The following is a 24,111-nucleotide window of genomic DNA, read 5'->3' as shown; positions in this document are numbered from 1 at the left end:
CGCCCGTACGAATTAGTCGCTTGACCAAGACGTTAGGTTCAGGGAAGCATGTCGCTGCTCCCAACAAGCCGAACATAGACTAGGCAAAGCCGACAAACCTGGTCAAGCATCAGGGCAAGACGAATTTCGCAAGCGGGAACCAAGAATAATAGCTGCTCGCTTCTAACATCAGACGGATGTATTATTTCAATTGGCTGAATGGCCACATTTTATTTCATCAGTTTTGACCGAGATGTTCCAGGATCGATCGGAAGGCCAGGCGCGTCCCTTAACGGCGGCTGATATTTTAAGGATCAACGGGGGTGCAGGCCCTGGCTTTGATGCGCTCCGATTGCTGCTTTCGGTGTGGGTTTTCACCTTCCACGCCATGTTTATTTGCGATGGCCCTGACGCTGCCGAAGCGTTCGCCTCTGACCCAATTCACGGGGTGTTTGTGAAGCCCGTGCTGCCGATGTTTTTCATAGTTAGCGGCTATCTTGTCACCGGCAGCGCCGTCCGCACGCGAGGTGTTTCGATCTTTCTCTTGTTCCGCGCGCTAAGGATCTTGCCTGCACTGATCGTCGAAATCGCACTCAGCGCGCTCATCCTCGGCCCTTGGCTGACGGTAAAGACTTCGTCTGAATATTTCTCCGACCCGCTATTTATAAGGTATTTCCTCAACATCATCGGAAGCGTTCAATTCTTCCTACCTGGATTATTTCTTCAAAACCCAGTGCCCGGCGCCGTAAATCTCAATCTATGGACGCTAAGGCCCGAGTTTTTTTGCTACCTCTTCATCGCGTCTATGATCGCGACGAAGGCGATTTTTAGCAGAAAGCTTTGCACGCTGGCTGCGCTAGCGACGATTCTTTTGACCGCCCTGTACATGCTCCGCGGCGGGCAACTGTACAATTTCGTCGGCGTTCCAGATTGGAAGATGCTGATCGGATCATTCGTCTTCGGATGCTGCGCTTTCCATTGGAACAATCGTCTCATCATGTCCGGCGGCAACGCCGTTATAGCTTTCCTCGTTGCCTCCGTCGCCGCTATGTACTCGTCTCTCATAGTCGTCGGCTTACTGGCGCTCACCTATCTTGTCATCTTTGCAGGCACCCGCAAAGTCCGCCTCCCAGCTCTTCTGCGTGGCGGAGACTATTCCTATGGAATCTATCTGTTTGGATTCCCGATACAGCAGACATTGGTCTGTTTGCTTCCGACGGAATACAGACACGGATCGGTCGTTTTGATGTTGGGGCTACCGCTGACTTTGGCATTTGCTATGTTTTCCTGGAATTTCGTCGAGAAGCCGGCGTCGCAGCTGAAGACGAAGATCAAAGGTGGATCCAACGACGCTTCCAGCGCCGCTTCGCAGGCCGCTGCAGAGTGATAGGATTTGCTGGTTGTGCGCAGTTTCAGGCGATATCCCAGCGGGATCTTTTCTCGGGTTGGATCAGGTCGAATCGTCAACAGTCCGTGCCCCGATGCACCTCACAGCATCGCCGAGACCAAGGTATCAGCGAGCAGTTCTCCAATCACAATGAGCGGGCGCTTGCGAGCACCACTTTATCAATCAGCGCAGAAAAGGATGCGGCGGTCGTCTTAATCGCGTACCGTGACGCTAGTGAAGCGTCCGCATCTTGGCGTTGCTTTTGACTATACGCGTCGTTACCTTGACGGGCCCCTGGAACGCAATTCGCGCTGCCACAGCGTACAATGACATCTCGAGCTGAGAGACCTTTTGCCGAAGAGAACGTACTTCACGGTAACGAAGCTCCAGCTGCTCTCGGCTCGAAGCGACCTCTGATGCGTTCGATTTCTTCAGAGAGGTGTCCATCGAAGGAATTCCTAGACTCGAGCTACCGGAAAATTAGGCCAAGCGGGATTTTGCAATACGGTGGTCATGTCATAGCTGGGCCGCACTCGGGCAAGATACTGGGGCACGCCGCTTAAGCAAATGAACTCGCGAATTAAGCTTGACGTACGAGAGATTGATTAAAACGGCCCGTAGAATTGCGGACTTAGAGCCGGATAAGTTGGAAGCCAAGCGGCAACGTAGGTTCCGCGACCAAGCGAAGCAACCCCTAAGCGGATCGCATCTCCGACGGAGCGCTCACTGGCGCCGCGGAATCGGCGACGGGACCCCTCAGGTCGAAGCGATCACGTTGAAACCGCTGCTTGTTAGTGTCGGTTTCCCGTCCGATATCTCGATTAAACTCAAGTCAACAAGCGTCTGAAGCGTAACCGGGTCGACGGGTAATATTCCGAGTCGATTGCCCCTAATATCCCTCAATGCCCATCGCAAGGCGATCGCACGCTCTCTATCGACGGGCGCCGTTCGGAGATCTGGCTCAACGACAGCCTTCAGCAGAGCAAGCTTGCGGCCAGTCGCTGGGATAGGAGCTCCCCTCTCGTCACCCAAGCTACGTAGGTTTCCCGCAGAAAATCGAGCCGGTGCTTGTCCCGATCGGTTAGGTTGCGGCTCGGAGCCATCAGCCTCGATCGCCCTCTCCACGATCGGAGCCGGCGCCCGCCGTTCTAGGGACGTAAAGCATGAAGCTGGCTGCAGCCGTTCGCCTCTACGTACATCGGGCAACCGCTCTTCAATTTCGGCGTAAGCTGCTGGAGGGCATTCCTTTTCAGCGGCGCAATAGGCTTGCGATCCCGAAAACGTCGCTGGTCCTTCGCCAATAGCTGTCTCCTGAGCCAAAGGCCCGTCCAATACGGACGTCGAGAATTGATTTGGATTTGGGTGCCCTGCAATCAGACGAGAGACCTCGGCGCCAGCATCGTCTGGTTCAGATACTGGAGAGTCGTCAATGGCGGCACCTGCAGGGGGTACTGTCGGCACGGTGCACTCGGCATTGGCGTCACCTGGTCTCGCTAGGCTAGCCTCACCCGGCGCGGGATCGGCGACGCTCAAGTCAGCCGGGTTGGATGCTGAAAGGGTAAGCCCCTCGGTGGTGGCTCCGCTCCGAGCCATCCAAGCCGTTCCTCCGACGTTCATATCGGAAACCGCTGCTGCAGGTACCTGATCGGCCTTCAAGAAGGCGGGCTCTTTCTCAGATCCAGGGTCAGCAGGTAAGCGAAGTTGAGTTCCGTCGCTGGATTGGTTGGATGATTCGTTCTCCAATGACGGTTCTTGTTCAAGAGACGTCAAAGATCCGTCAGAGCCCATCGCAAGAAACGAAGTGTCGTCCGCTGGCTGGGATAGCTGTGAATCCGGCTCCGTGACCGGCCGCTCGTCGGAAACTGGAGCACCGCTGACCTCGCCAACGAGCGATCTTGGTTCGTCCGCGCACTGCAGGGTCGCGTCGAACTGAACATCGGCCCCCAAGCTGCTGTCCGATAGCTCCACTTGCTGCTGGCGTTCTTCCAACGCGACCTCAACCTCAACAACCGGGGTGCTTGCAGTTTCGCCCGGAGTCGGGTCCGTTTGTTCCATTACAGCGTCAGCTTCCGACCGCGAAGCCATTTCGATGCTGAGAACAAGAACAGCCTTCGCATTGTTGACCGGCGCGTCGGAATCCAACTGGTGTGAGATCGATTTTGTTACCGACGCCTGGCCCATTTCAGTCGCCAACTGGGTTTCACTGATCGACGGACCACAGTTTGGATCGTTCTCCGTCGCACCTGGTGGCTCTTCGCCGAGTTCTGCCGGACGCAGACATTCTTTTGTCGTCAACTCATCTGTCGCGATAAGGATTCGCTGGCGATCATTTGGAACCTGGTCGAGCATATCGTCAGGCGATGCCCCCCCAATCATCTTGAAGGGTTCGTCAAGCAGACGCCTGAACTCTTCGACATTCCATTCGACTGGGTTTATCTCGGGCATTTCCAACCTTCTGTTGGCATCTTTCGAACGGCCGAGCGCAAAAAAGCGATCGCGAAGAGCCCTCACAATGGCGCTGTTCGCAATTAAATGTTCCATAAAACTACGTCCGTAGAGCAATCACCCCCAAGGGCTGCGATTTAATTACAAAAAATCGATTAACATTTAATTTTATCGCCGGCCAAGGCAACATTCAACCCTGACGCTTCTATTTTCCGGACAAGGGAAGGCAGATACTCTGTTTCCCCACGCCCCACACCTCCAGTCCTGTTACTTTGTTTGTGGTAAACTGTCAGCGATTTGCTTACCTGGGACATCCCATGGACGTTCTATTGGCCGCCGTCGAATTGCTGGCGGCGTCCCTCGTATTGACCGTGGTTCACTTTCCGTTGGAGGCCACGCGAAGCCTCTTGAGCTTCGGCGCGGCCCCAGCAGTCGGCCGCGCACGCCGGAAACAAGTGCGAGCGATTGCTTCTTATACTGCGCGAACACGTGAAACACTCGGCCACCTTATGAATGAGGGACGCCTGATCCTCGCACGACTTCGCGATCCAGCCAAAGACGGTGCGACATCTCGTGCCTACGCGCAGTCTTGGACAACCCAAGTTGAAGAATTTCTCCACAACGAACTCGGCAGCTCCTATGTCGACCGCTTTCACATCCCGTCTGAGGTTGGCGATCATGAGATCATGGGCGTCCCATCTGAGCAATTATCGGATTGGAAGACTCTGAGAAATTGCCTATTTAATTTGGAGCTGTTCAGCACTGAACTATGAGCTGAGGCAAGGCGTAGAGCCCCGGCGAGGCCCTCAGAGACATCCCGCAAGGCGCACCTTCCGGCGAGAAGTTCGATTCAGATGGTAAGGCTTCCCGGGTGCAGAAACCAAATTGATCTTGGACGGCGAGTCGGTTGACTACCTCAAATAGCCTCATATAGTGCGCATTTTAACCATGTGCCTGCGCCCTTGAAATTCCTACCGGTAGCTGGGCAGTGGAGGCTATTGAACGCGAACCATTCTGAGAAGACGTAAGTGGTTGCTGGCACGAAAGTATTTTCGATAGGAGCATTCATGAGCAGGTCTGGGCGAGACCCTCAACGGGACTTTGGCAAAATGACTGATCAAGAACTAGCCGACAGCTATCTTGAGTTGGTAAGATTAAGACAGACGATAAGAATTGCGGAATGTGGTCGGCGACTTCAGACTATTCCTGCTGTGCTAACCGCTCCGTCATCGTCCACGATCTTGTTGCAGTAGGCGTTGCAACAAATATCGTTCCGACGACTTTGCCAGACCGATCCACGAAACTGTTCAGCCGTCTCCTGCAAACGATTTCGCTTGGCACGGAACCAGGCCCGCGCTTCCATGAATAAGCAGACGTCGGCCAGTCGTCGGTGAGCGACAAATGTACCAACGACTTTCTGCACGACAATACTTGGCCACAACTCAGGGTCGCATCCAGACGCTAGACCCGAGAGGCATGTCCCTTTTGGCGGCGCTCGCCGGATTTTGCCTTGCCGGCACCAAGTTTGCCGATCGCGAATTCCTCGATCCGGCGACCGGATTTTAAAGCCGCAACCAGCCAGCGTGGTTGCTTTCCTCGCCCGGACCAAGTTTCGGTGGGGGTATTTGGATTTCGATATTTCGGCAAAACTTCGGGATATTTGCGCCGACTACGAACCACCTCGGAAGAAGACTGCATCTCCGTGTAACGGGCCTGATCTTCGCGATTAAGTTGTGCAAGGCGTTTTTCGAGCTCACGCTTTTCCGTCGTCAAACGTGTCGATAAGATCCGACCAAGCTGTTCATGCAACTGCCACAACTCATCGACCGACATACTATCGAAATTCAACTTGGGGGTCATTTAGGTCGTCTCTGTGATGGAATCATCGACGGCATATGCATCGAAGAGGGTTTCATGCCGCATTTCGGGCAATACCGCAAGGCTTGTCCGATAGAGCCGCCGTTCTCGGGTACGCTATTCGTGGGTACGCTAAAAGACCTCATGGATGTCTGCTTGCATCCGATGGAGGGTAGCATAGCGGCCACCACTCTTGATCAGTTCGTCGTGGGTTCCATCCTCTACCAATCGACCGCGATCGATGGTGAATATTCTATTGGCACGCCGCACAGTTGAAAGACGATGGGCGATAATAAAAACGGTCCGTCCTTGTGCAATGCGACGCATATTGTCTTGGATGATGCGCTCGCTTTCGTAGTCAAGTGCGCTTGTCGCTTCGTCGAAGATAAGAACGCGCGGATTCGTCACGAGCGCACGGGCGATCGCAATTCTCTGACGTTGCCCGCCTGACAGGCTCGTGCCACGCTCGCCGACAACCGTGTCATAGCCTTCTTGAAGTTCGAGGATGAACTCATGAGCGCCTGCAAGTTTCGCGGCCTCAATGACCCGCTCAATCGGCATACTGGGATCCGATAAGGCGATGTTCTCGCGTATGGACTGATTGAAGAGAACGCTCTCTTGCAACACAGAGCCAACCTGTCGACGTAGCCACGACGTATCGACCATCGAGATGTCAACGCCATCAACAAGGATCCGGCCACTCTCCGGGATGAAGAGCCTTTGGATCAGTTTGGCTACCGTGCTCTTCCCTGATCCGGAAGGACCTACGATGCCGATGACTTGTCCCGCGGAAACGCTGAAGCTGACCCCGTGCAGCACTTCGGGTCCATCCGGGCGGTATCGAAAAAGCACACGATCGAAAACGACGTCGCCTCTAATGGAGGGCAACGCTGCGCGGGCAGGATTGAACCTCGGCTCAGGAGGAGTGTTGAGAATATCACCGAGCCGGTCGACCGATATCTGCGCCTGATGAAAGTCTTGCCATATCTGTACAATACGCAGCACCGGCTGACTCACTCTGCCAGCAAGAATGTTGAATGCAACAAGTTCGCCCACCGTAAGATCACCCGAGATCACAAGGCGAGCTCCAAAATACAGAATTCCGGCCGTTACAAGCTTGTTGACGAATTGAACGCCGTTGCTGGCATAGTTGCCCAACCGCAGAACCCTGAAGCTCGCGGCCACGTAGCCTGCCAACTGCTCCTCCCACCGCCTCTGCATCTGAGGCTCGATGGCCATTGCCTTTAACGTGTCGACACCATTGACGCATTCCACTAGAAACGCTTGGTTCTCTGCACCGCGCTTAAACTTCTCGTCGAGCAGCCGACGAAATCGCGGCGTCGCCCCGCCGGAAATGAGTATGTAGAGCGGAAATCCGAGAAGGACGATCCCGGTCAATAACGCGGAGTAGCAAAACATCACGCCGAGAAACACAAAGGTGAAGAAGAGATCGATCACCAGCGTCAGTGCAGAACTGGTGAGGAAATTTCGAATGTTTTCAAGTTCTCGCACTCGAGCAACCGAATCGCCCACACGCCTCGCTTGAAAATACGCCGTTGGTAGCGCTAGCAGATGCTGAAACAGTCTCGCTCCGAGCTCCACGTCGATGCGGTTCGTCGCATGGGAGAAGAGGTAAGTCCGCAAGATGCCGAGAATGGTTTCGAACAGCCCTATTCCAACGAGGCCGATCGCAAGCACGTCCAGGGTGCTGAGACTTCGCTGCACCAGCACCTTGTCAATGACGGCCTGAAAGAACAGAGGTGACGCAAGACCAAGGAGTTGCAGAAAGAAAGACCCGACTAGCACCTCAGTCAATTGCACTCGGTATTTGTGAATAGCACCGAGAAACCAGGACAAATCGAAATGGCGCGTTAGTTCAGCTAAACTGGCACGCTTGGTCATCAGAACAAGCCGGCCGTTCCAGATTTCCTCCAGATCCGCCCTTGTGATCAATTCCGGTCGGGGTGTCCTGGTCGATTGGGCGACGATCTTGTCGTCCCCCACTTTGCCGAGAAGAAGAAATCCGCCGTCCTTGAGTGCAGCAATTGCCGGCAGGGGCGTTTTGACGAGTCGATTCCAGTCGCTTTTAATCTCTCGCGCCTTGAGACCTAAAGCTCGGGCACACCGCACCATCTCGGCGGTACCTATATCCGCCATGCCGCAATGATGGCGAATTTGCGCCGGGTCAGCGCTAACACCATGGAAGCGCAACAGCATAGCAAGCGCTATGAGCCCCGGATCGTTTGGCCCGGTTATTTCCGAATCTACGGTCATCATCTGCCCTGCGGGAGGCAGCGCCAGGATTCGGCGCCTGCCTCGATAGATCATATTTGTTATTGGTAAACTTATAGCGATATTCGGGCGGTGATTTGGCACCTAGTATTCAAAAAAACCTCAATCGGCTCAGATAATAAGGCTTAAGTCAGAGAATCGGCGCGATTGTTCGACTGGAGAAACTGGGGGAAGTTGCGGAGCCAGTCGCCTTGAAAATTATACTGTGATTTCAATGGATTAAATACCGAAATGAAATCGACCTCAAGGATAATACCGTTTCCCACCCTTCCCAAGTCTCGCTCCGCCGAAGAGCTTGAATTTCTGCCGGCCGCGCTTGAGATCGTTGAGACACCGCCCTCGCCGCTTGGACGCGCCATAGGCGCGACGCTTCTTGCGATGTTGGTCTTTGGCCTTTCCTGGGCAAGCTTCAGCCGTGTGGATATCGTTGCGACTGCTACCGGGAAGGTCATTCCAACCGGCCGCAGCAAGGTTATTCAGCCCTTCGAAACAGGCGTCGTGCGTACCATCCGCGTCTCGGAAGGGGAGTTCGTCAGTTCGGGGCAGATAGTGATCGAGTTGGATCCGACGATTGCTGACGGCGAAATCACTCACCTTCAGGGTGACCTGAAATCAGCGCAACTCGACACTGCCCGCCTCAAAGCTGCGTTGGCTGATACCGATGACCCTCTCGGCGCCTTTCAGCCTCCGGAGTCAGCAAGTGCCGATCTCGTTGCTATGCAGCGTCAGTTTCTGATCGCGCAAGTCTCCGAGCATCGGGCCAAGATAGCTTCACTGGACGGACAGAAAGCGCAAAAGGAAGCTGCATTGGCGACCATTACTGCAACGATCAACAAGCTCGATGCGGTGATTCCGACTATCGAAGAACGCGTGAACATTCGCAAGACGCTCAATGAATTTGGATCCAGACTTCAGTATTTCGAGGTCTTGCAGCAACTAACCGAGAGTCAGCAAGAGCGATTGGTTCAGAAGACCCACGCTACGGAAATGCAGGCGGCAATCGCGACCATATTGGAAACCCGGTCCCAGACAAGGGCCGAATACCGCCGGACTCTGCTGGGCGATCTCGCCGAAGCTGAGAGAAAGGCCGCGGGATTCGCTGCCGATCTTTCCAAGGCCGAACAGCGGGCCAAGTTCCAATCGTTGACGGCACCAGTCTCCGGCACGGTGCAACAGTTGGCCGTTCATACGATTGGCGGAGTGGTCACTCCCGCGCAGGCTCTCATGGTCATTGTCCCTCTCGATAGCAAATTAGAGGTAGAGGCCGCAGTGAACAATCGAGACATCGGCTTTGTTCATGCCGGGGATCAAGTCGCAATTAAAGTCGACACCTTCGACTATACCAGATACGGCCTCCTGCAAGGAAAAGTGCTGAGCATTTCATCGGACGCCGTCACGCGCGACGTTCCTGGCGAAAAGTCGATTGATAGGCAGGCAGTCGGATCTACGAGCACGACGAGTGAGCCGAAAGGTCAGGAGATGACCTATGTCGCACGTATTTCCGTCTTGAATCCGAACCTTCGTATCGATGACCGGGTTGTGAGCCTTGCGCCAGGAATGGCCGTTACGGCCGAAATTAAGACAGGGTCAAGACGGCTGATCAGTTACCTGCTCTCACCGCTCGCAAAATACAAACAGGAGAGCATGCGCGAACGCTGACGCGCACTCATCTATTTCAGGGAGCAATCTGGCGAGGGCTCATCGAGCTCGGCTGCCCTTGGCGCGGCAGGAAGGTGCGCTTGGGCATTCCATGGAGCCGCGCGAGCGCCGTCGACCGGGCCACAGGTGTCGGAATTCGACCTGGTGCTGGCACCAACACGTCGGCTGGAGCTTCAGAAAAAGAAGGGCGAAGCGCGCTCAGAGATATGTTGGTGCCCGGTTCAGCCGCGGCATTCACATCGAGCGTTGCAGGGGAGCTTAAGGCTCCCGTAAAGGCCAGCCCACTCGACGACATATTCCCAGCTTTCGGCAAAAGACCCAGTTTAGTCCATTCGGGAAATCGAGATGCTTTATCGTCGCTCAATTCAACCCGGGTTGGTGGCGAAGTCGTATCCGAATTGACCCAATAGGGCACCTTGAATTTATGCGGTCGGGCACCGAGCAGTTTTGCAGCGCCTCCTTCCAAATCCGGTAATGCAACTTGCCTTTCGATCGACCGGAGTGAAGCGCCACCATTGGCCATTGTCAGCTCGGGCGTTGTGGCGTGATCGCTTTGAACGGGATCGGGCTGTATCTCGGAATTCGAGGCTTGGCGAACGCTCTCCCCGGAAACTGAAGATGTAAGGAACGATCCAGGCATTGGCCCCAAGAGTCCGGATGGTGTCGGTGGCGGCGGGGCGACCCTTAGCGATCGATCGTCCGGGTGAACTGTCTCGCCTGGCAAGGGAGAAGGAATATCGTACTCATGCCTCTTGAACTCAGGAGGCGGAGCGAAGGCGACGTTTAGGCTCTGCAGCATGTGGCGCGCATCATAGGCGTGCGGCCCTTCTGGATAAAGTTCCAAGTAGGACCACAAAGCTTCCGACCCGCCAGCGCGACAGGTCCGCTGCCAGATGAGCATTTCCCGCCGAACTGCCATAAGCGCTCGAATGCGCGGAGCCATCGGGTCGTTCGAATGATCTGCTAGATAATCCGAATACGAATCAAACGTATCTCGCAAGAGTGCCGCGAAGTAAGCGTTTTGCGTAGAAAGTCCCGACATCGGTTGCGAACGCAACCAGCCCGAATCCTGGGACACTGATCGCTCAGGGGTACCCGCGACGCGCGCATCTAACGTGAGTTGCGATCCAATCCCCGAACTATGCCACGGCACCTGCTCCCCACGCGTCATTTCGTTGACCCGCATCCGGACACGCACGAAAGCTTCGGCGATCGTGGAATTCTCATCACTCAACATAGCGGCAATGGCGCTGGCGTATGAGCCGCTGCCATCGCCGGCGTCGAGCGAAATGCCCGGCGACGCGCTCAACGCGACCAGGACGTTGGGCCGAGTCTCGATCCATCCGAGCCCGTCGGCGGGTGGCCGCCCCGAGAGCAAGAAGGGCCCCTTGCGCGCTGCATCCAGGATGACTAGTGCTGCCTTAGGATGGAGGGCCGAAAGCGTGCGGACAAGGTCAGAAACGCGCACGCCGAGCCGGAGTCGATCTGCAATTTCATCAACTTCAGCATCGGTGTCGACCGGCAGCAGAAAAGTTTCTCCCTCCAACTGCAGCGCATAGCCGCAAAAATAGACAGCGACAAGCGTGTCGGGGCCGACTTTCGAGACCGTCTCGGCAAAACCAAAAATGGTTCTTGCGAGACTTTCGTGATCTAGGTCTCGAGCCGCGGTTACGTCAAACCCGGCCTTCCGCAACGAGGACGCGACGAGATCGGCGTCGCTTGCCGCAGCCTTAAGGCTTTGAGCCCTGTAGGACGCATTGCCAACGACAAGCGCCAGACGTTCTTGAGAAGCGTCCGCCGGAACGACAAACATCAACAGCACAATTGAGAACCAAGCGACTTTGATCGTAGACGCCTCCGCAAGCTGTGCCGGCCACCAGCCGAAGCTCTATCCCCAAGTGTGATTGGACTGTGGACGTTGAACGGGCATCATCAGCTGGGAATTTTGGCCTCCAAGATCGTTTCCATTCGTATGGAAGCCGCCACTGTCGATCACCGATGACGTCGGGAAGGCGGACGCCACGTGTTGTGACCACAAGGCCAACCGCTGGTCCACAGCGGCCAACCACGCCGCCGTTCCCTCCGAAGGAGCGCCAACCGAGGTACTGCCGGACAAGGGAGGATCAACGATGGACGTCCCACCATTGCCGTCACTCGACGCAACGAAGTTGCCGAGCGAATAGTTGCCGACGACAGCGAGCTTTGCAGAATGTATTCCATCGCTGACTGTGAGCGTGCCGCGCGACGCATTCCCCGAGTAGGATAGAGACGCGTTGGCGCCGCCGGCGACGTCGGTAAGATCAATGATATCGCCTCGCGCCAGCCGGCCGCTGAATGAACCGGTGAATTTGGTGGAGTTGTCGATTATCAGTGTGCCTGTGGACCCCGCAAAACTGACCGTCCCGGAATAGGCGCCTGGTATCTCCACAGTCGCCCCACTACCGACGACGAGAGAGCCCGAACTAATCTTGGTGCCACTACCTGATAGAACGATCACACCGTCACCATTCAGGTCGGCATGAAAGATCGATTCATAAGACTGAAGCGTTGAACTTGTACCCGACACGATCGATGTAAGGTTTGCGATCCAGTTGCCGTTCGCGTCCACGCTGGCAATCATGTACTGAGAGCTGCCGTTGGCCTTGAGAGCTACGTCATAACCGGTTGCCGTCCGCACTGCGGCGATCGGCTTATACCAGGTGAAATCGTTTGCGATGGAGAGGCTGACTCCCTCATATTTCAGAGACGGCCCTGTCCGAGTCGAGTCGAGCAACAGATAGTTGTCGCCAGCGGTCGTCAGCTTGATCTTCGTATCAATTTGCAGCGCGCCGGATGGATTGGTCACGGCACCAGTCAGGTTCGCAACGTTGCCGGAGCTGTCCGTCACGGTTGCCGAATTCAGATTGACCGCCTTTACCGCAAGGTCGGAGGTGTTTTGGCCAGCCCCAACCGTGTAGCTGAAAGTCAGCACGTTGGTTCCCGAGCCGCCGGCATAGGTCGCCACGCCGCCGTCGTTCAGCGTCAGCGTCGGCGTGCCACCGGCCACCGCCACCGCCTCACTGAAGTTGACTGTCAAGGCGACAGCACCACCAAACGCAACTACGCCGCTACCCGCCGCAATGCCACTTCCGGAGGCAACAACCGAAGATACGGTCGGTGTAGTTGTATCGATTTGCAACGTGCCAGACGGATTGGTCACGGCACCGGCCAGGTTGGCCGCATTGCCTGCACCGTCCTTCACCGTCGCCGCGTTCAGGTTGACCGCCGTCACCGCCAGGTCGGAGGTGTTCTGGCCGGCGCCAACGGTATAGCTGAAGGTCAACGCGTTGGTGCCCGAGCCACCGGCATAGGTCGCCACGCCTCCGTCGTTCAGCGTCAGCGTCGGCGTACCGCCGGCCACCGTCACCGCCTCGCTCAGGTTCACCGTCAGCGTGACCACCTTGCCCGTATTCAACTTGCCACTGCCAGACGTGATTCCGCTGCCCGAAGCCACCATCGACGCAACCGTTGGCGCAGTATTGTCGATTGGCTGTGAACTCCCCCCGCCCGCCGCGGGCCCTCCGCCCGCGACCGGAGTCATAGCTAGACTGGCGTTGTTGCCGGCGCTGTCTTTCACCGTCGCCGAGTTCAAGTTGACACTCGCCACTACGAGGCTGGACGTATCTTGTCCAGCGCCCACAGTGTAGCTGAAGGTTAGAGTATCCGTACCCGAGCCACCGGTATACGTCGCCGCTCCGCCATTGGTCAGCGCCAGTGTCGGCGTGCCGCCGGCGACTGTCACCGCTTCCGTAAACTTCATGGTCATCGTCACAACGCTGCCAGCGACAGGATTCCCCGCAGTGATACCGCCCCCAGAGGCAACCAACGACGCGACAGTCGGAGCCGTCGTGTCGATCTGCAACGTGCCCGTTGGATTGGTCACGGCACCAGCCAGATTGGCCGTATTGCCCGCGGTGTCTTTCACCGTCGCGGAGTTCAGGTTGACTGCCGTCACCGCCAGGTCGGCGGTGTTCTGGCCGGCGCCAACCGTATAGCTGAAGGTCAACGCGCTGGTGCCCGAGCCGCCGGCATAGGTCGCCACGCCACCGTCGTTCAGCGTTAGCGTCGGCGTACCACCAGCCACCGTCACCGCCTCGCTCAGATTCAGCGTCAGCGTCACCACATCGCCGGCATTGAGAATGCCGCTGCCCGACGTGATGCCGGTGCCCGAGGCCGCCGCCGACGACACCGTCGGTGTCGTGGTGTCGATCGAGGGACTGCCTTGAGCGATGCCCGTCAGCGATAAATTAGCCGAATTGCCAGTGCCGTCAGCGACGCCGGCGCCGTTCAAGTTGAAGGCCGACACCATAAGGTCGGGGGTATTCTGACCTGCCAATACAGTATAGCTGAACGTCAGCGCGCTGGTGCCCGAGCCACCAACATAGGTGGCAATGCCGCCATCGTTCAACGACAGTGTCGGAGTGCCGCCGGTCGTATTGACCGTCACCGCTTCGCTCATCGTGATGGTGTAAGCGACAATCTTGCCCGCGTTGAGTGCACCTGTTGCGGGCGTTTCTGAAATCGTGCTGATCACGGGCGCCGTCGTGTCGATCTGCAGCGTGCCGGATGGATTGGTCACGGCACCTGCCAGGTTGGCCGTATTGCCCGCGGTGTCTTTCACCGTCGCGGAGTTCAGGTTGACTGCCGTCACCGCCAGGTCGGCGGTGTTCTGGCCGGCGCCAACCGTATAGCTGAAGGTCAACGCGTTGGTGCCCGAGCCACCGGCATAGGTCGCCACGCCGCCGTCGTTCAGCGTCAGCGTCGGCGTGCCACCGGCCACCGTCACCGCCTCACTCAGGCTCACCGTCAGCGTGACCACGTTGCCGGCATTGAGCGTTCCGGTCCCCGCGGCAATCCCGGTGCCGGAGGCTGCCACCGACGATACGGTCGGGGCCGTCGTGTCGATTTGCAGCATGCCGGACGGGTTCGTCACCGCGCCGGCCATGTTGGCCGCGTTGCCCGCACTGTCCTTCACCGTCGCCGCGTTCAGGTTGACTGCCGTCACCGCCAGGTCGGAGGTGTTCTGGCCGGCGCCAACCGTATAGCTGAAGGTCAACGCGTTGGTGCCCGAGCCACCGGCATAGGTCGCCACGCCGCCGTCGTTCAGCGTCAGCGTCGGCGTGCCACCGGCCACCGTCACCGCCTCGCTCAGGTTCACCGTCAGCGTGACCACGTTGCCGGCATTGAGCGTCCCGGTCCCCGCGGCAATCCCGGTGCCCGAGGCTGCCACCGACGATACGGTCGGGGCAATTGTATCGACGGCGGATGCGATCGTTCCGACAGTAATCGAATCGGGCACTGATCCTGAGCTGGTTCCCGTCGAACTCTTTGCCTGAGCAGAGAAACTATGAATACCGTTCGTCAGGGCAGCTGTCGAAAATGACCAGGTATTGTCACTATTTACCGTGGCCGTGCCGATTTGCGTGGTCCCATCGAAGATGGCGACCGTGGTAATCGAGTAGCCGCCCGTTACCGCCCCGTAGAGCGTAGCGACGTTTCCAACCAACGCGTTGCCCGTAATGGTCGGAGAAGGAGGTAGGCTTGAGTTGTTGCCGAACCCAATTCCATTTTCACTGCCAATCGAGCTGATATCGCCGAGCGAGTTAACATCGTAGGCTTGGATGCTATTCCAGGTATTGCCTGCGAACGTGGGAGTGGTGAAAGTCCAGTGCCCGGTGCCGTCAACCGACGTATTTCCCAGAGTTGTGCCGTAAGGCGTCGAAAAGTAGACGGTCGTATTTGCATCCGCAGTGCCGGTGAATGTGAAGGTCCCGTTGCCGTTATCCACGGGGTCGCCGAATACCGGCGTCTTGACCGGCTGCGTGTCGATTATAACCCCGGGAAACTGGACAGAGGCGCCTGTCAGGATCGCAGCGTTTCCGCCGCTATCTGTGATCGATGCACCACTAGGGAGGTTCGCGCCAGTAATCCCAAGCCCCTTGGTGCTACTGTCGTTCGCTCCAACGGTATAGGTGAACGTCAGAGAATTGGTGCCGGATCCGCTCTTATAGACTGCCGTGCCCCCATCATTGAGCGACAGCGTGGGTGCTCCTGTCACCGACACCGCCGAGCTCATCTTCAGAGTGAACGTGATGGTGGTTCCCGTCACTGTCTCTCCAGTTGGAGCAGACGTGACAACGCTGGTGATCATTGGGCCCGTAAACGCGCTGATCGTTGCGCTTGCCGCGGTCGATGCCGCTCCAACGTTACCGGCACTGTCCGTTGCAGTCGCAGTAAGGTTATGGCCGCCGACTGAGAGCGCGCTGGTCTCATAAAACCATGATCCGCTGGAAGACGTGGTCACCGTACCAAGCTTGGTCGCGCCATCATAAATCGAGATGGTGCTGTTCGCTTGCGCCGTGCCTTTCAGCATGACCTGATTGCCGTTCACCACGTTTCCGAGGATGAGCGGTGCGCCGGGCCCTGACGTGATGACCGTGTTCGCATAGTCTACGGTGATGGCCTGATTGCTGGACCAGCCCTCGTAGATACCTTCTTTCCAATAGACGCCACCGCCATACCCGAGCGCGCCGTGATAGTCGACGACTTGCTGACCGTTAATCCAGACCTCGAGGAATCCGCTCGAATTGTTCTGGAAATTGACTTCGAGCTGGATGTCTATGGGTTGACCGCGCACGATCGGCGCCTGAGAAACCCACAAGTATCCATTCAGGGTATCGCCCGGCGTTGTCGCGGCGGTCCACGCTGTTTGGCCAGGAAGGGCGTAAAACGCCTGGATCGCGAGATAGTCGCCTTCGCCATATCCGTTCGCACCGGTCAGGTGGAACGCTAGCGGCGGACTTCCCCCGCTAATCGTTTGGTATGTCGGGTCGTTGTCGTCCGCGTGGAATTGCCCCAGAATCTGCCAAGCTAGGCCATTGCTTGTGTCATTAAAGCCAGGCTGAACTGTGAGCTGATACGATAGATTGATCGTAGACTTCGCGGAGAAGATCGTGCCACCGCTGATTTCACTGCGATGGCTGTCGTTGTCAGCCCAGACATCGTCAGGACGCACTTGAAATTGAAGCGTGTGGCTGTCGACCTGCGTGATCGCCCAGGGCGCATTCCCGTTGATGTTCGCATTTTCGACATAGTACGGCATTCCACCCACTGAGATGGGCGCTGACCACTGGTCGGTCAAAGGAGAAAAGTTAGTGATTTCTCCCACGACGTTTTGCACCATTGCCGAGGACGCAGCACTCGTAACGCCGGCGATCGTCGCTGTTGCCGTGAAGCTATGAGTTCCGTCCGTCAATGAAGACGTCGCGTATGACCAGACGCCAGCACTATTGGTCGTTGTTGTGCCCAGCACGATACTGCCGTCGTAGACAGTAATCGTACTATTTGGCGTAGCCGTGCCGACCAGAGTGAGCTCGTCGGAGTAGCTCGAGCCAGGATCTCGGTCGAAGGCGATGTCGTCCGGAGAAGCCGTCAAGATGACGGGCGGATTGGTCTGCGCAACCATTTAGATTAGTCCCCTTGAATGGCCAGCACTAAGATGACGAGATCAAAATACTGGTTCAAAGTAGGGAACATTTATAACGTTCAGGTTTTTTGGAACCCTCGAGTTTTACGAAACCTTCGCGCGGTTTAATTTTTTTATATTGCACGCATTTAATTGATCGAACCCGACTCAAGCCATTGCTGGCAGCCGAGCAATGAGTATTTATAACTACCCCGGTTAAGATCGGATCCCGCAACGTCGTCCCCTTTTAAGTCCACTGCCCCAAGGCGGCAGATCGGCGCGCGCCCGCACGCCCACTATGCCTCCAAGTCCACAAAACGTGGTTAATCACGCTTTACGGCGCTGTGTGGAACCTAAATTGTTCAAAATGTGAAACCTTTGGGCTTATTCTCTCAGGAAAACCGCATCATAGTACCGATTATTCTCTTGAGGTACCATATAACCATTTAGAGTTGGAATTAGACCACCGGGATAATGCGGACCGCGCTTGGAAATCGATTTGCGGATCGGCCCGGAAACAACGTTGTCGCCGTAAGCGGCAGGACCGAATTACTGCGACCCTCCGGCGATTAATTGGTCTCGGTTTCTAGAGGCTGTCGCTCCACCGATTTGTTCAGGTTCGGAAAGCAGCCTCATTTTTCCGCGTTTACGAAAATTCAGAGACGGACTCGTCTATCGATCAGGTTCGGTTTAAAGTTGGCTGTCGCTATTTCAAACAATTTTTATCCGCTAGTTTTTTTGAAGGTTGACATGCGATGTTAACTACAGCGCCGCACCCGATCGAGGCCCCCGCTTCTTCCGGCCCAGGTAAGCCCTTGGTGGTCGACCTCGACGGCACCTTAGTGAGGACCGATCTTCTTATTGAAACCAGCTTTTCCGAGTTTGGGAGAGATCCCTGGTCGCTTCTCAGTCTCAGCGTCGCTCTCCGTCGGGGCAAAGCCGCACTGAAGCATGAGTTGGCTCAGTCGGCCTCCTTCGATCCGGCGGCACTTCCTTACGAACCGGCGGTACTGGCAAGAATCGAGAGCGCTAGAGATGCAGGACGCCCGGTCTATCTCGCATCAGGAAGCAACGAGCGCCTGGTTAAGGCGGTTGCAGACCATCTTGGAATTTTCTCGGGGTGGTACGCGTCGAATGAAACAGTCAATCTGACTGCAGAAGCGAAGGCCGAACTCCTCGTCAGCGAATTTGGGGAGGGAGGCTACGACTATATCGGAAACGACAAAGCCGATCTTCCTGTCTGGGCCAAAGCCGCCCAAGCTATCTCTATTCGAACTCCCGCGGCCGTAAGACGCGCCCTTGATCAGCTTGGGATAGAGACCGAGCATTTGCCGGCCGACCGGCCGAACTGGCGAACCTGGGCAAAGTTGCTACGCGTTCATCAATACGCAAAGAACGTCCTGGTTTTCGTTCCTCTCCTACTAGCCCACAAATTTTCTCTGGGAGTGATCGCAGAGGCGGTGCTCGCCTTCGTCGCCTTCTCTCTGTGCGCCTCAAGCGTCTATCTCCTAAATGATCTTGCTGATCTGCAGGCGGACCGAAGACATCCGACCAAGCGAAATCGCCCACTCGCAAGTGGCGCGATTCCGACATCGGAAGGCATCATTGCTGCCCCGATCCTGTTTGCTTCATCCGTGTTGGTCGGATCACTGGTCTCGCTGAAATTCGTCGCCGTCCTTCTGGGGTACTTCGCATTGACGACGGCATACTCATTTGTGCTCAAGCGAAAGATGCTTGTGGACGTGATCGCATTGGCGATGCTCTATGTCGTCCGTCTCGTCGCCGGTGCAGTCGCGGTCGAGGTCATGTTTTCGGAATGGCTGCTTGCGTTCTCAATGTTCTTCTTCACGGCTTTGGCGCTGATCAAGCGCTACGTCGAACTCGCAGTGCGGACGGATTCGGGCCTTCCCGAGCCCGAGAACCGCAACTACAAGCTCGCTGACCTCGATGTGGTCGCGGGACTCGCTGCGGCCGCCGGTTTCAACGCGATTACGGTCTTCGCGCTTTACATTTCGTCCGATGCCGTCCATTCCCTATATCGGCGTCCCGAACTGCTTTGGCTAATTTGCCCGGTGCTTCTATATTGGATCAGCCGGGCCCTCATGATGGCGCATCGACGGCACATGGACGACGACCCCATCGCATTCGCACTGCGGGACAAGAATAGTCTCGTGGCGGGCTTGGTTGTTTGCGTCCTTATCCTCTGCGCCATGTGACACCATCATCAACGATGACCGTCGCCGTCCGCTATCTGCTGTTCGCAGCTTTATCGACCCTCGCCAATCTAGCCGTGCAAAGGTTGGTCATTCAGGTGTCGACATCTGAATCGGCGCTCATATTGTCGATGCTCTCAGGAACTGCCGCAGGATTCGCGATCAAATATGTCCTGGACAAGCGCTGGATATTTGAAGACCAGTACGCCGCATCTGCGACGGAGCTGAAGAAGATAGTGCTTTACGGCGCATCTGGGGTGGCGACGACGGTCATGTTTTGGGCAACCGAGCTATCCTTTCTGCATATTTGGCAATCCGAGCGCGCAAAATATAGCGGCGCTGTTTTAGGCTTGGCGATCGGCTATGCCGCAAAATACGCGCTGGACCGGGCCTTCGTGTTTCGAAAGGCCGGCTAACGCGATCGGGGTCCCCTCACTCTCAGCGAACTACGCTTGCGGCCTTACTCCCAATAGGCCGTAAGCTGCCAAGACCGCGAGAAGCGGCTCCACTCCGGACCGAAGATTCCATCTCAAGAGACCGGCCGCAAATCCGGACATCAAGGTGGTCGCGATCACTATCATGACAATCCAGATCCATGGCGGCGCTCCACGATGCGCACGAAGAATGGTCAGGCCTGCTCTGCCAACTCCGAAAAGTACAACCGCGTGAATAATCGTCCAAATCGCGAACAGCGCTACGAGCAGACCATTTCGCTTGAACAGCTCAGCAACAACACCTGCAATACCGAGTTGATCTCTCGTCTTAAGCCACGAGAAGCCATCCGGCGTTTCGCCCAAGCCCAGATAATAACCGAACATGTGGTTCGCGCCAGGGTTCAGAACCAAATTGAACGCATCGGTGTAAAGTGTGTTGAGAAACGCCAACGGATGAGCGACGGACAATTTGACAAATGGCAGCAGCCCAAGGCGTCCCGTGCTGTCCATTGGCAATGACAGGATGCGATCTGCGCGGAACGCCAGATTTGTTTGAAAATCCGCATTTGAAGGACCGAGACCAAAGTCTCCCGTAAAAAGGAGCCTCAGCATCATCCATGAAATTGGGAAAACCGCATACGCCAGCAGTGCCGCCAGCAACGAGGACCCGCGCACCTTGGGAAACATGACTGCGAGGAAGACAGCTATGGCCAACGGGACAAGCAACCCCTGCGGCCGGATAGAAGAGGCAAGCCCCAAACAAGCGAAGCCAGCATAGACCAAATGGAAGTTGGCCGGCAACAAAGCCTGTCGCGACCGGCCAACGGCCAGACAAACGCAGATTGTGCCGAACACTAGAAGAAAGGTGAACCAAGCCTCGGTCGCCAGCAAATGAGGGTTTAGCAGGCCCCCCGGCATCATGATCACGAGTGCCCCTGCCACAGCAGCGACCTTCAGATCATCGGAGATCCGCGCAACGAAGAAGTATACCGAAATGAGAGTAAGGACCCCCAAAGCGATCTGGCTAACGATAACGAGCTTGCGACCGCCAACCGAATACAACACAGCGTGCTGAAGAAAATCACCGGGGACGCCGGAATTCAAGGCAACGTTTGCCACCGCTGCTCGCGAGTCGGCCTGCATCAGTTGATCGATGTGCTGAAGCCGATCAATCGCCCGATCGCCGCGAAGAAAGGCTGTGGGGTTGGCCAAGTCAAATAAGAACAGGGAGGTGTGAATGCTGACGAACAATAGCACCAACAGCATGCCAACTCGCAACGTCGACGGGTTGGAGACATGGAACGACCGCAAACGCAATTGCCGGGTGAGTTGGAGCATACAGTTCCGTCCGAAAATGATTTGAATTCAACAATTGCCTGGCGTTATTCGTGCACCCAAAAAAGGGCACCTTTCTTCTATTGGATGTGCATCTCCACATCCGCCGGCAAAGTCGGAGCAAACTTTCTCAACTTCGCTCTTATGTCGTCAGCGGCATCCTTCCCGGTGGCGAAAAACACCACTTCACTGCGCGCCGGACTTACTCGCGGGCCGGAGAGATCCAAGCTCGCCACCTTCACCCAGGTATCTGGAATTCCTTCGAACCAGTCGGGGTAGATCATTACCAGAGGGGTGTTCTTCCTCGTCACAATCTCATCGAGCCAGGCGCTGTCCTTGTGAGCCCGCAGCAAGGCTTCGGGCGATGCTAATCCATTGAGGTCGAGCACGTACCTGCGAGGATCGACTTGATAGCTCACCCACCCGAGATCGTTTACTGCAAAATTCTTGTCCCAAAATGCATCGACGAATCGGTGCATCTGATACTGCTGTTCATAAATATTCTGAACGCCCCGCGGTATTCGAGAAATGCCGATCGCATAGGGCAACGCACAAAAGAGCAGAATTGCCGTCGCTATGACCGGTAGCACGGTGCGTTCTCCGAGTTTCCCGCTGGAGGACAGGGGAATTGCCCTGAAGAAGATGAGCGCACCAAAAACCATCGCGTACGGCTCGTATCGAAAGAACCCTCCAAATCTCCCGGCAAACAATTGCAAGCCCAGCCCAAGGAGCGCACCAATCAGCGGCCACCGTTTTGTGGCTGGGACGCTTACGATTTCAAATAGGATGCCCGCAATCAAACAAGCAAAAGGAATGCGAATTAAATCGCCCTGACTTGCGCCGGCGAACAATCCGGTCCAGCCACCCCAGCCGCTAGCTTTGGAGATGACCGAACTCGGAAGCGCGGGCAAACCTGCAGAAAGAAGGAACAAGCTGAAGACGGCCGGGACGACTAGACTTCCCACTCCTAGGAAGAAAGCGGCTCGCCATTGGCGCATTCCAGCCAACGTGATGACCATAGCCGCGACAAGCGCAAACATCTCATAACGGATCGACGGCCCCAGCGCCACGAAGAACAGACACCAAAGCGGAATTCGCCGCTCGAACAATGCCTCGATTATTCCAAATGCGCAAATCGAAGCTATGAGGACCTGCGCACTGTGTTCGAGCCCCGTAAACGCAAGGCCACTCAAGTTGCCGATCACGACAAAGAGAAGCGCGACTGCGCAGCGTTTCGATACAGACCAAGAGGCAGTCTTCAACCAACTCTCATCGACCACGATACCGATCAATGCAGCCGTTATCACGCCGCAAACAACGTTGATGGCGAACGGCAAGTACTGGTGCCAGGGCGTACCCGCTCCGACAATCAGAAGAAATGGCCAAAGAATGCTTGATGATGGCGACGCGGGCTCGCCGAGATTGATCCCGTAATGACCCGCCGCCAAACGCTCCGCCAACGCCAAATGTATGTATGGATCGTCAAGGGTGTATCCGAAATGTCCTCGCGCGTAGACGCACGCAACAATTCCACAAAGGAAGGTGATCGCCAGAAATGCGATCACGGCAACTTGCGAAGATGTATATTTTGCCCGCCAATCACTGAACGTACCGGGTGCAACAACGCTCCGATCGAAACTGGAAGAATTTGGGGGCATAGGACTTATTCCATACGGAGAACGAACCTAAAGAACTTCGTAACTTAAATTCGGCGCAGCGACGCAGTCGGCCGACCTTTTCGAGCAGATCTGACGTGAGGAATCAATTGCGATTGCTGGATCATGAGCGCGACAATGATCGACGTAAGAATGGTGGTTAGGCATTTCGCCATGAAATTACTTTCGGTCACGTTCAACACCAGCGTGACTGCCCAAATCCCGAAAGGGAAGATGTTAGTGCGAACCTGATCCGCTGGGTTCATAATCACCAGACGGATTGCTCCCCACAAAATCGCAACGAATACTCCAAAAATTATCGGAGAGAAAACGTAGCCAAACTCAATGAACTTGTCGAGATAACCGTTATCCACGCTCCATTCCGACATATTCGCCGAGACGTTCGCGCCGAAACCTCCCCCAAGCATACTGTAACCCGAGGCGTAGAAGGCCTGCAGAATGATCGGCCAAAAATCCGCCCGGCCACTAAGATCTGTTGACTTTCCAAGGATTGCGACAATCACATAGTTTAGAATACCAAAACGGAAAGCGAGCGCGATCAGGCCAGTGGCAATCGCAAACTTTACGAACATCGGCGTCCGAAGGGGAAACGGCAGGCGGGCTACAAAATTCGCCATGTACAGGAACGCAGGCGTGATCAACGCGGCGACCATCCCGGTCGCGGATTGGGAGCCAACCAGAGAAATCGCACTACAGACCACAAAGAATGCACACACCGGCGCCGGAAATATTGAACTACGATAGAATAACAGAAGTCCGAGAGTCAGCCCGGAAAAATAACCCAGGCCCTGCTTGTGGCTGAATACTCCCCGCCAGAGGCCTGCGTGGACGGTTTGATACGGGTCGGTCAATTGATGAATGGCCGTCTCCGGGAACAAGAGCACCCACAGGATGCTCAAGAGACATCCAATCGCCATCGTCCTCACGACGAATCTAATCGATTGGAAGCCAGGCAGCAGCGCCGCGATGGCCAGCCCGAGCAAAGCCGTTGTCATATAGGTATTGGCGGACTGAACTGTGGCAAACCGATTGTAAGACCAGGCTGCGGAGGCGAACGAAACTATAATCGGCACCCAGATCATCCAAGATCGAGAGAGAAGCGTTCTTGTGGGCCGTGAAACGAGAATAGTCGCGAAGACAAACAACTCCGAGCCAATCGTTATGATTTGAAGTACGGGAGAGCCAATCCAGCGGCCCGTGGTCATATCCATGGCCAATTGAACGGTAAACGCCGGAAAATAGAAGACCAGAAAGACGCCTAGCAGGAATTGCACTGGTCCTGACGCCTGCGCCACGGGCCGCCTAGCACCGAATGGCTGACCAAGGTTTG

Annotated in this window: 13 protein-coding genes; 5 read left to right on the top strand and 8 right to left on the bottom strand. The window is 56.1% G+C overall.

Going from position 1 to position 24,111, the window contains the following annotated elements; translation table 11 throughout:
* Nucleotides 1-190 precede the first annotated feature (190 nt).
* On the top strand, nt 191-1,366 hold the full coding sequence (locus tag FXB40_RS26750) for an acyltransferase family protein (RefSeq protein WP_148775122.1): 1,176 nt from the start codon (nt 191-193) through the stop codon (nt 1,364-1,366).
* A 756-nt stretch (nt 1,367-2,122) separates the two neighbouring features.
* Here the strand turns inward: FXB40_RS26750 and FXB40_RS49375 are convergent.
* Nucleotides 2,123-3,907: a hypothetical protein gene (locus tag FXB40_RS49375; protein WP_246207974.1), complete on the bottom strand. Its 1,785-nt coding sequence runs from the start codon at nt 3,905-3,907 to the stop codon at nt 2,123-2,125.
* A 221-nt stretch (nt 3,908-4,128) separates the two neighbouring features.
* Here FXB40_RS49375 and FXB40_RS26740 point away from each other — a divergent pair, with 221 nt between their 5' ends.
* On the top strand, nt 4,129-4,584 hold the full coding sequence (locus FXB40_RS26740; RefSeq protein WP_148775121.1) for a hypothetical protein: 456 nt from the start codon (nt 4,129-4,131) through the stop codon (nt 4,582-4,584).
* 688 nt (nt 4,585-5,272) lie between these two features.
* On the opposite strand, the gene FXB40_RS26735 is transcribed toward FXB40_RS26740, so the two are convergent.
* Complete coding sequence (locus tag FXB40_RS26735; protein ID WP_148775120.1) at nt 5,273-5,671, bottom strand: H-NS histone family protein; 399 nt, start codon at nt 5,669-5,671, stop codon at nt 5,273-5,275.
* Nucleotides 5,672-5,800: 129 nt separating this feature from the next.
* Complete coding sequence (locus FXB40_RS26730; protein WP_246207972.1) at nt 5,801-7,942, bottom strand: type I secretion system permease/ATPase; 2,142 nt, start codon at nt 7,940-7,942, stop codon at nt 5,801-5,803.
* Nucleotides 7,943-8,191: 249 nt separating this feature from the next.
* Between FXB40_RS26730 and FXB40_RS26725 the strand changes: the two genes are divergently transcribed.
* Nucleotides 8,192-9,619: an HlyD family type I secretion periplasmic adaptor subunit gene (locus tag FXB40_RS26725; protein ID WP_148775118.1), complete on the top strand. Its 1,428-nt coding sequence runs from the start codon at nt 8,192-8,194 to the stop codon at nt 9,617-9,619.
* A gap of 16 nt (nt 9,620-9,635) precedes the next feature.
* Here the strand turns inward: FXB40_RS26725 and FXB40_RS26720 are convergent, their stop codons facing one another.
* Together FXB40_RS26720 and FXB40_RS26715 are read right to left on the bottom strand one after the other, a co-directional pair.
* Nucleotides 9,636-11,432: a caspase family protein gene (locus tag FXB40_RS26720; protein WP_148775117.1), complete on the bottom strand. Its 1,797-nt coding sequence runs from the start codon at nt 11,430-11,432 to the stop codon at nt 9,636-9,638.
* A gap of 75 nt (nt 11,433-11,507) precedes the next feature.
* The gene (locus FXB40_RS26715) at nt 11,508-17,123 is read right to left on the bottom strand and encodes a heparin lyase I family protein (RefSeq protein WP_148775116.1); all 5,616 of its coding nucleotides are present in this window, start codon (nt 17,121-17,123) and stop codon (nt 11,508-11,510) included.
* 755 nt (nt 17,124-17,878) lie between these two features.
* On the opposite strand from FXB40_RS26715, the gene FXB40_RS26710 reads away from it, so the two are divergent.
* Both FXB40_RS26710 and FXB40_RS26705 read left to right on the top strand, forming a co-directional pair.
* Entirely contained in the window at nt 17,879-19,339 is a 1,461-nt protein-coding gene (locus FXB40_RS26710) for a UbiA family prenyltransferase (RefSeq protein WP_148775115.1), read from the top strand.
* A 14-nt stretch (nt 19,340-19,353) separates the two neighbouring features.
* Complete coding sequence (locus FXB40_RS26705; RefSeq protein ID WP_148775114.1) at nt 19,354-19,752, top strand: GtrA family protein; 399 nt, start codon at nt 19,354-19,356, stop codon at nt 19,750-19,752.
* Between the two features lie 30 nt (nt 19,753-19,782).
* Here FXB40_RS26705 and FXB40_RS26700 read toward each other — a convergent pair whose 3' ends face one another.
* The 3 genes from FXB40_RS26700 to FXB40_RS26690 form a co-directional block, all read right to left on the bottom strand.
* Nucleotides 19,783-21,108 carry a hypothetical protein gene (locus tag FXB40_RS26700; RefSeq protein WP_148775113.1) on the bottom strand — a complete coding sequence of 442 codons (1,326 nt, stop codon included), beginning with the start codon at nt 21,106-21,108 and terminating at the stop codon, nt 19,783-19,785.
* Between the two features lie 77 nt (nt 21,109-21,185).
* The gene (locus FXB40_RS26695) at nt 21,186-22,670 is read right to left on the bottom strand and encodes a hypothetical protein (RefSeq protein ID WP_148775112.1); all 1,485 of its coding nucleotides are present in this window, start codon (nt 22,668-22,670) and stop codon (nt 21,186-21,188) included.
* Nucleotides 22,671-22,807: 137 nt separating this feature from the next.
* Nucleotides 22,808-24,055 (bottom strand): O-antigen ligase family protein, encoded by a 1,248-nt coding sequence (locus FXB40_RS26690; protein WP_148775111.1) that lies wholly within the window; start codon nt 24,053-24,055, stop codon nt 22,808-22,810.
* Between the last annotated feature and the right edge of the window lie 56 nt (nt 24,056-24,111).

Source organism: Bradyrhizobium rifense (assembly GCF_008123425.1).
In the GTDB taxonomy this organism is placed as follows: domain Bacteria; phylum Pseudomonadota; class Alphaproteobacteria; order Rhizobiales; family Xanthobacteraceae; genus Bradyrhizobium; species Bradyrhizobium rifense.
Note: the sequence above shows the minus strand (reverse complement) of the source record. Positions and strands in the feature narration are given on the sequence as shown.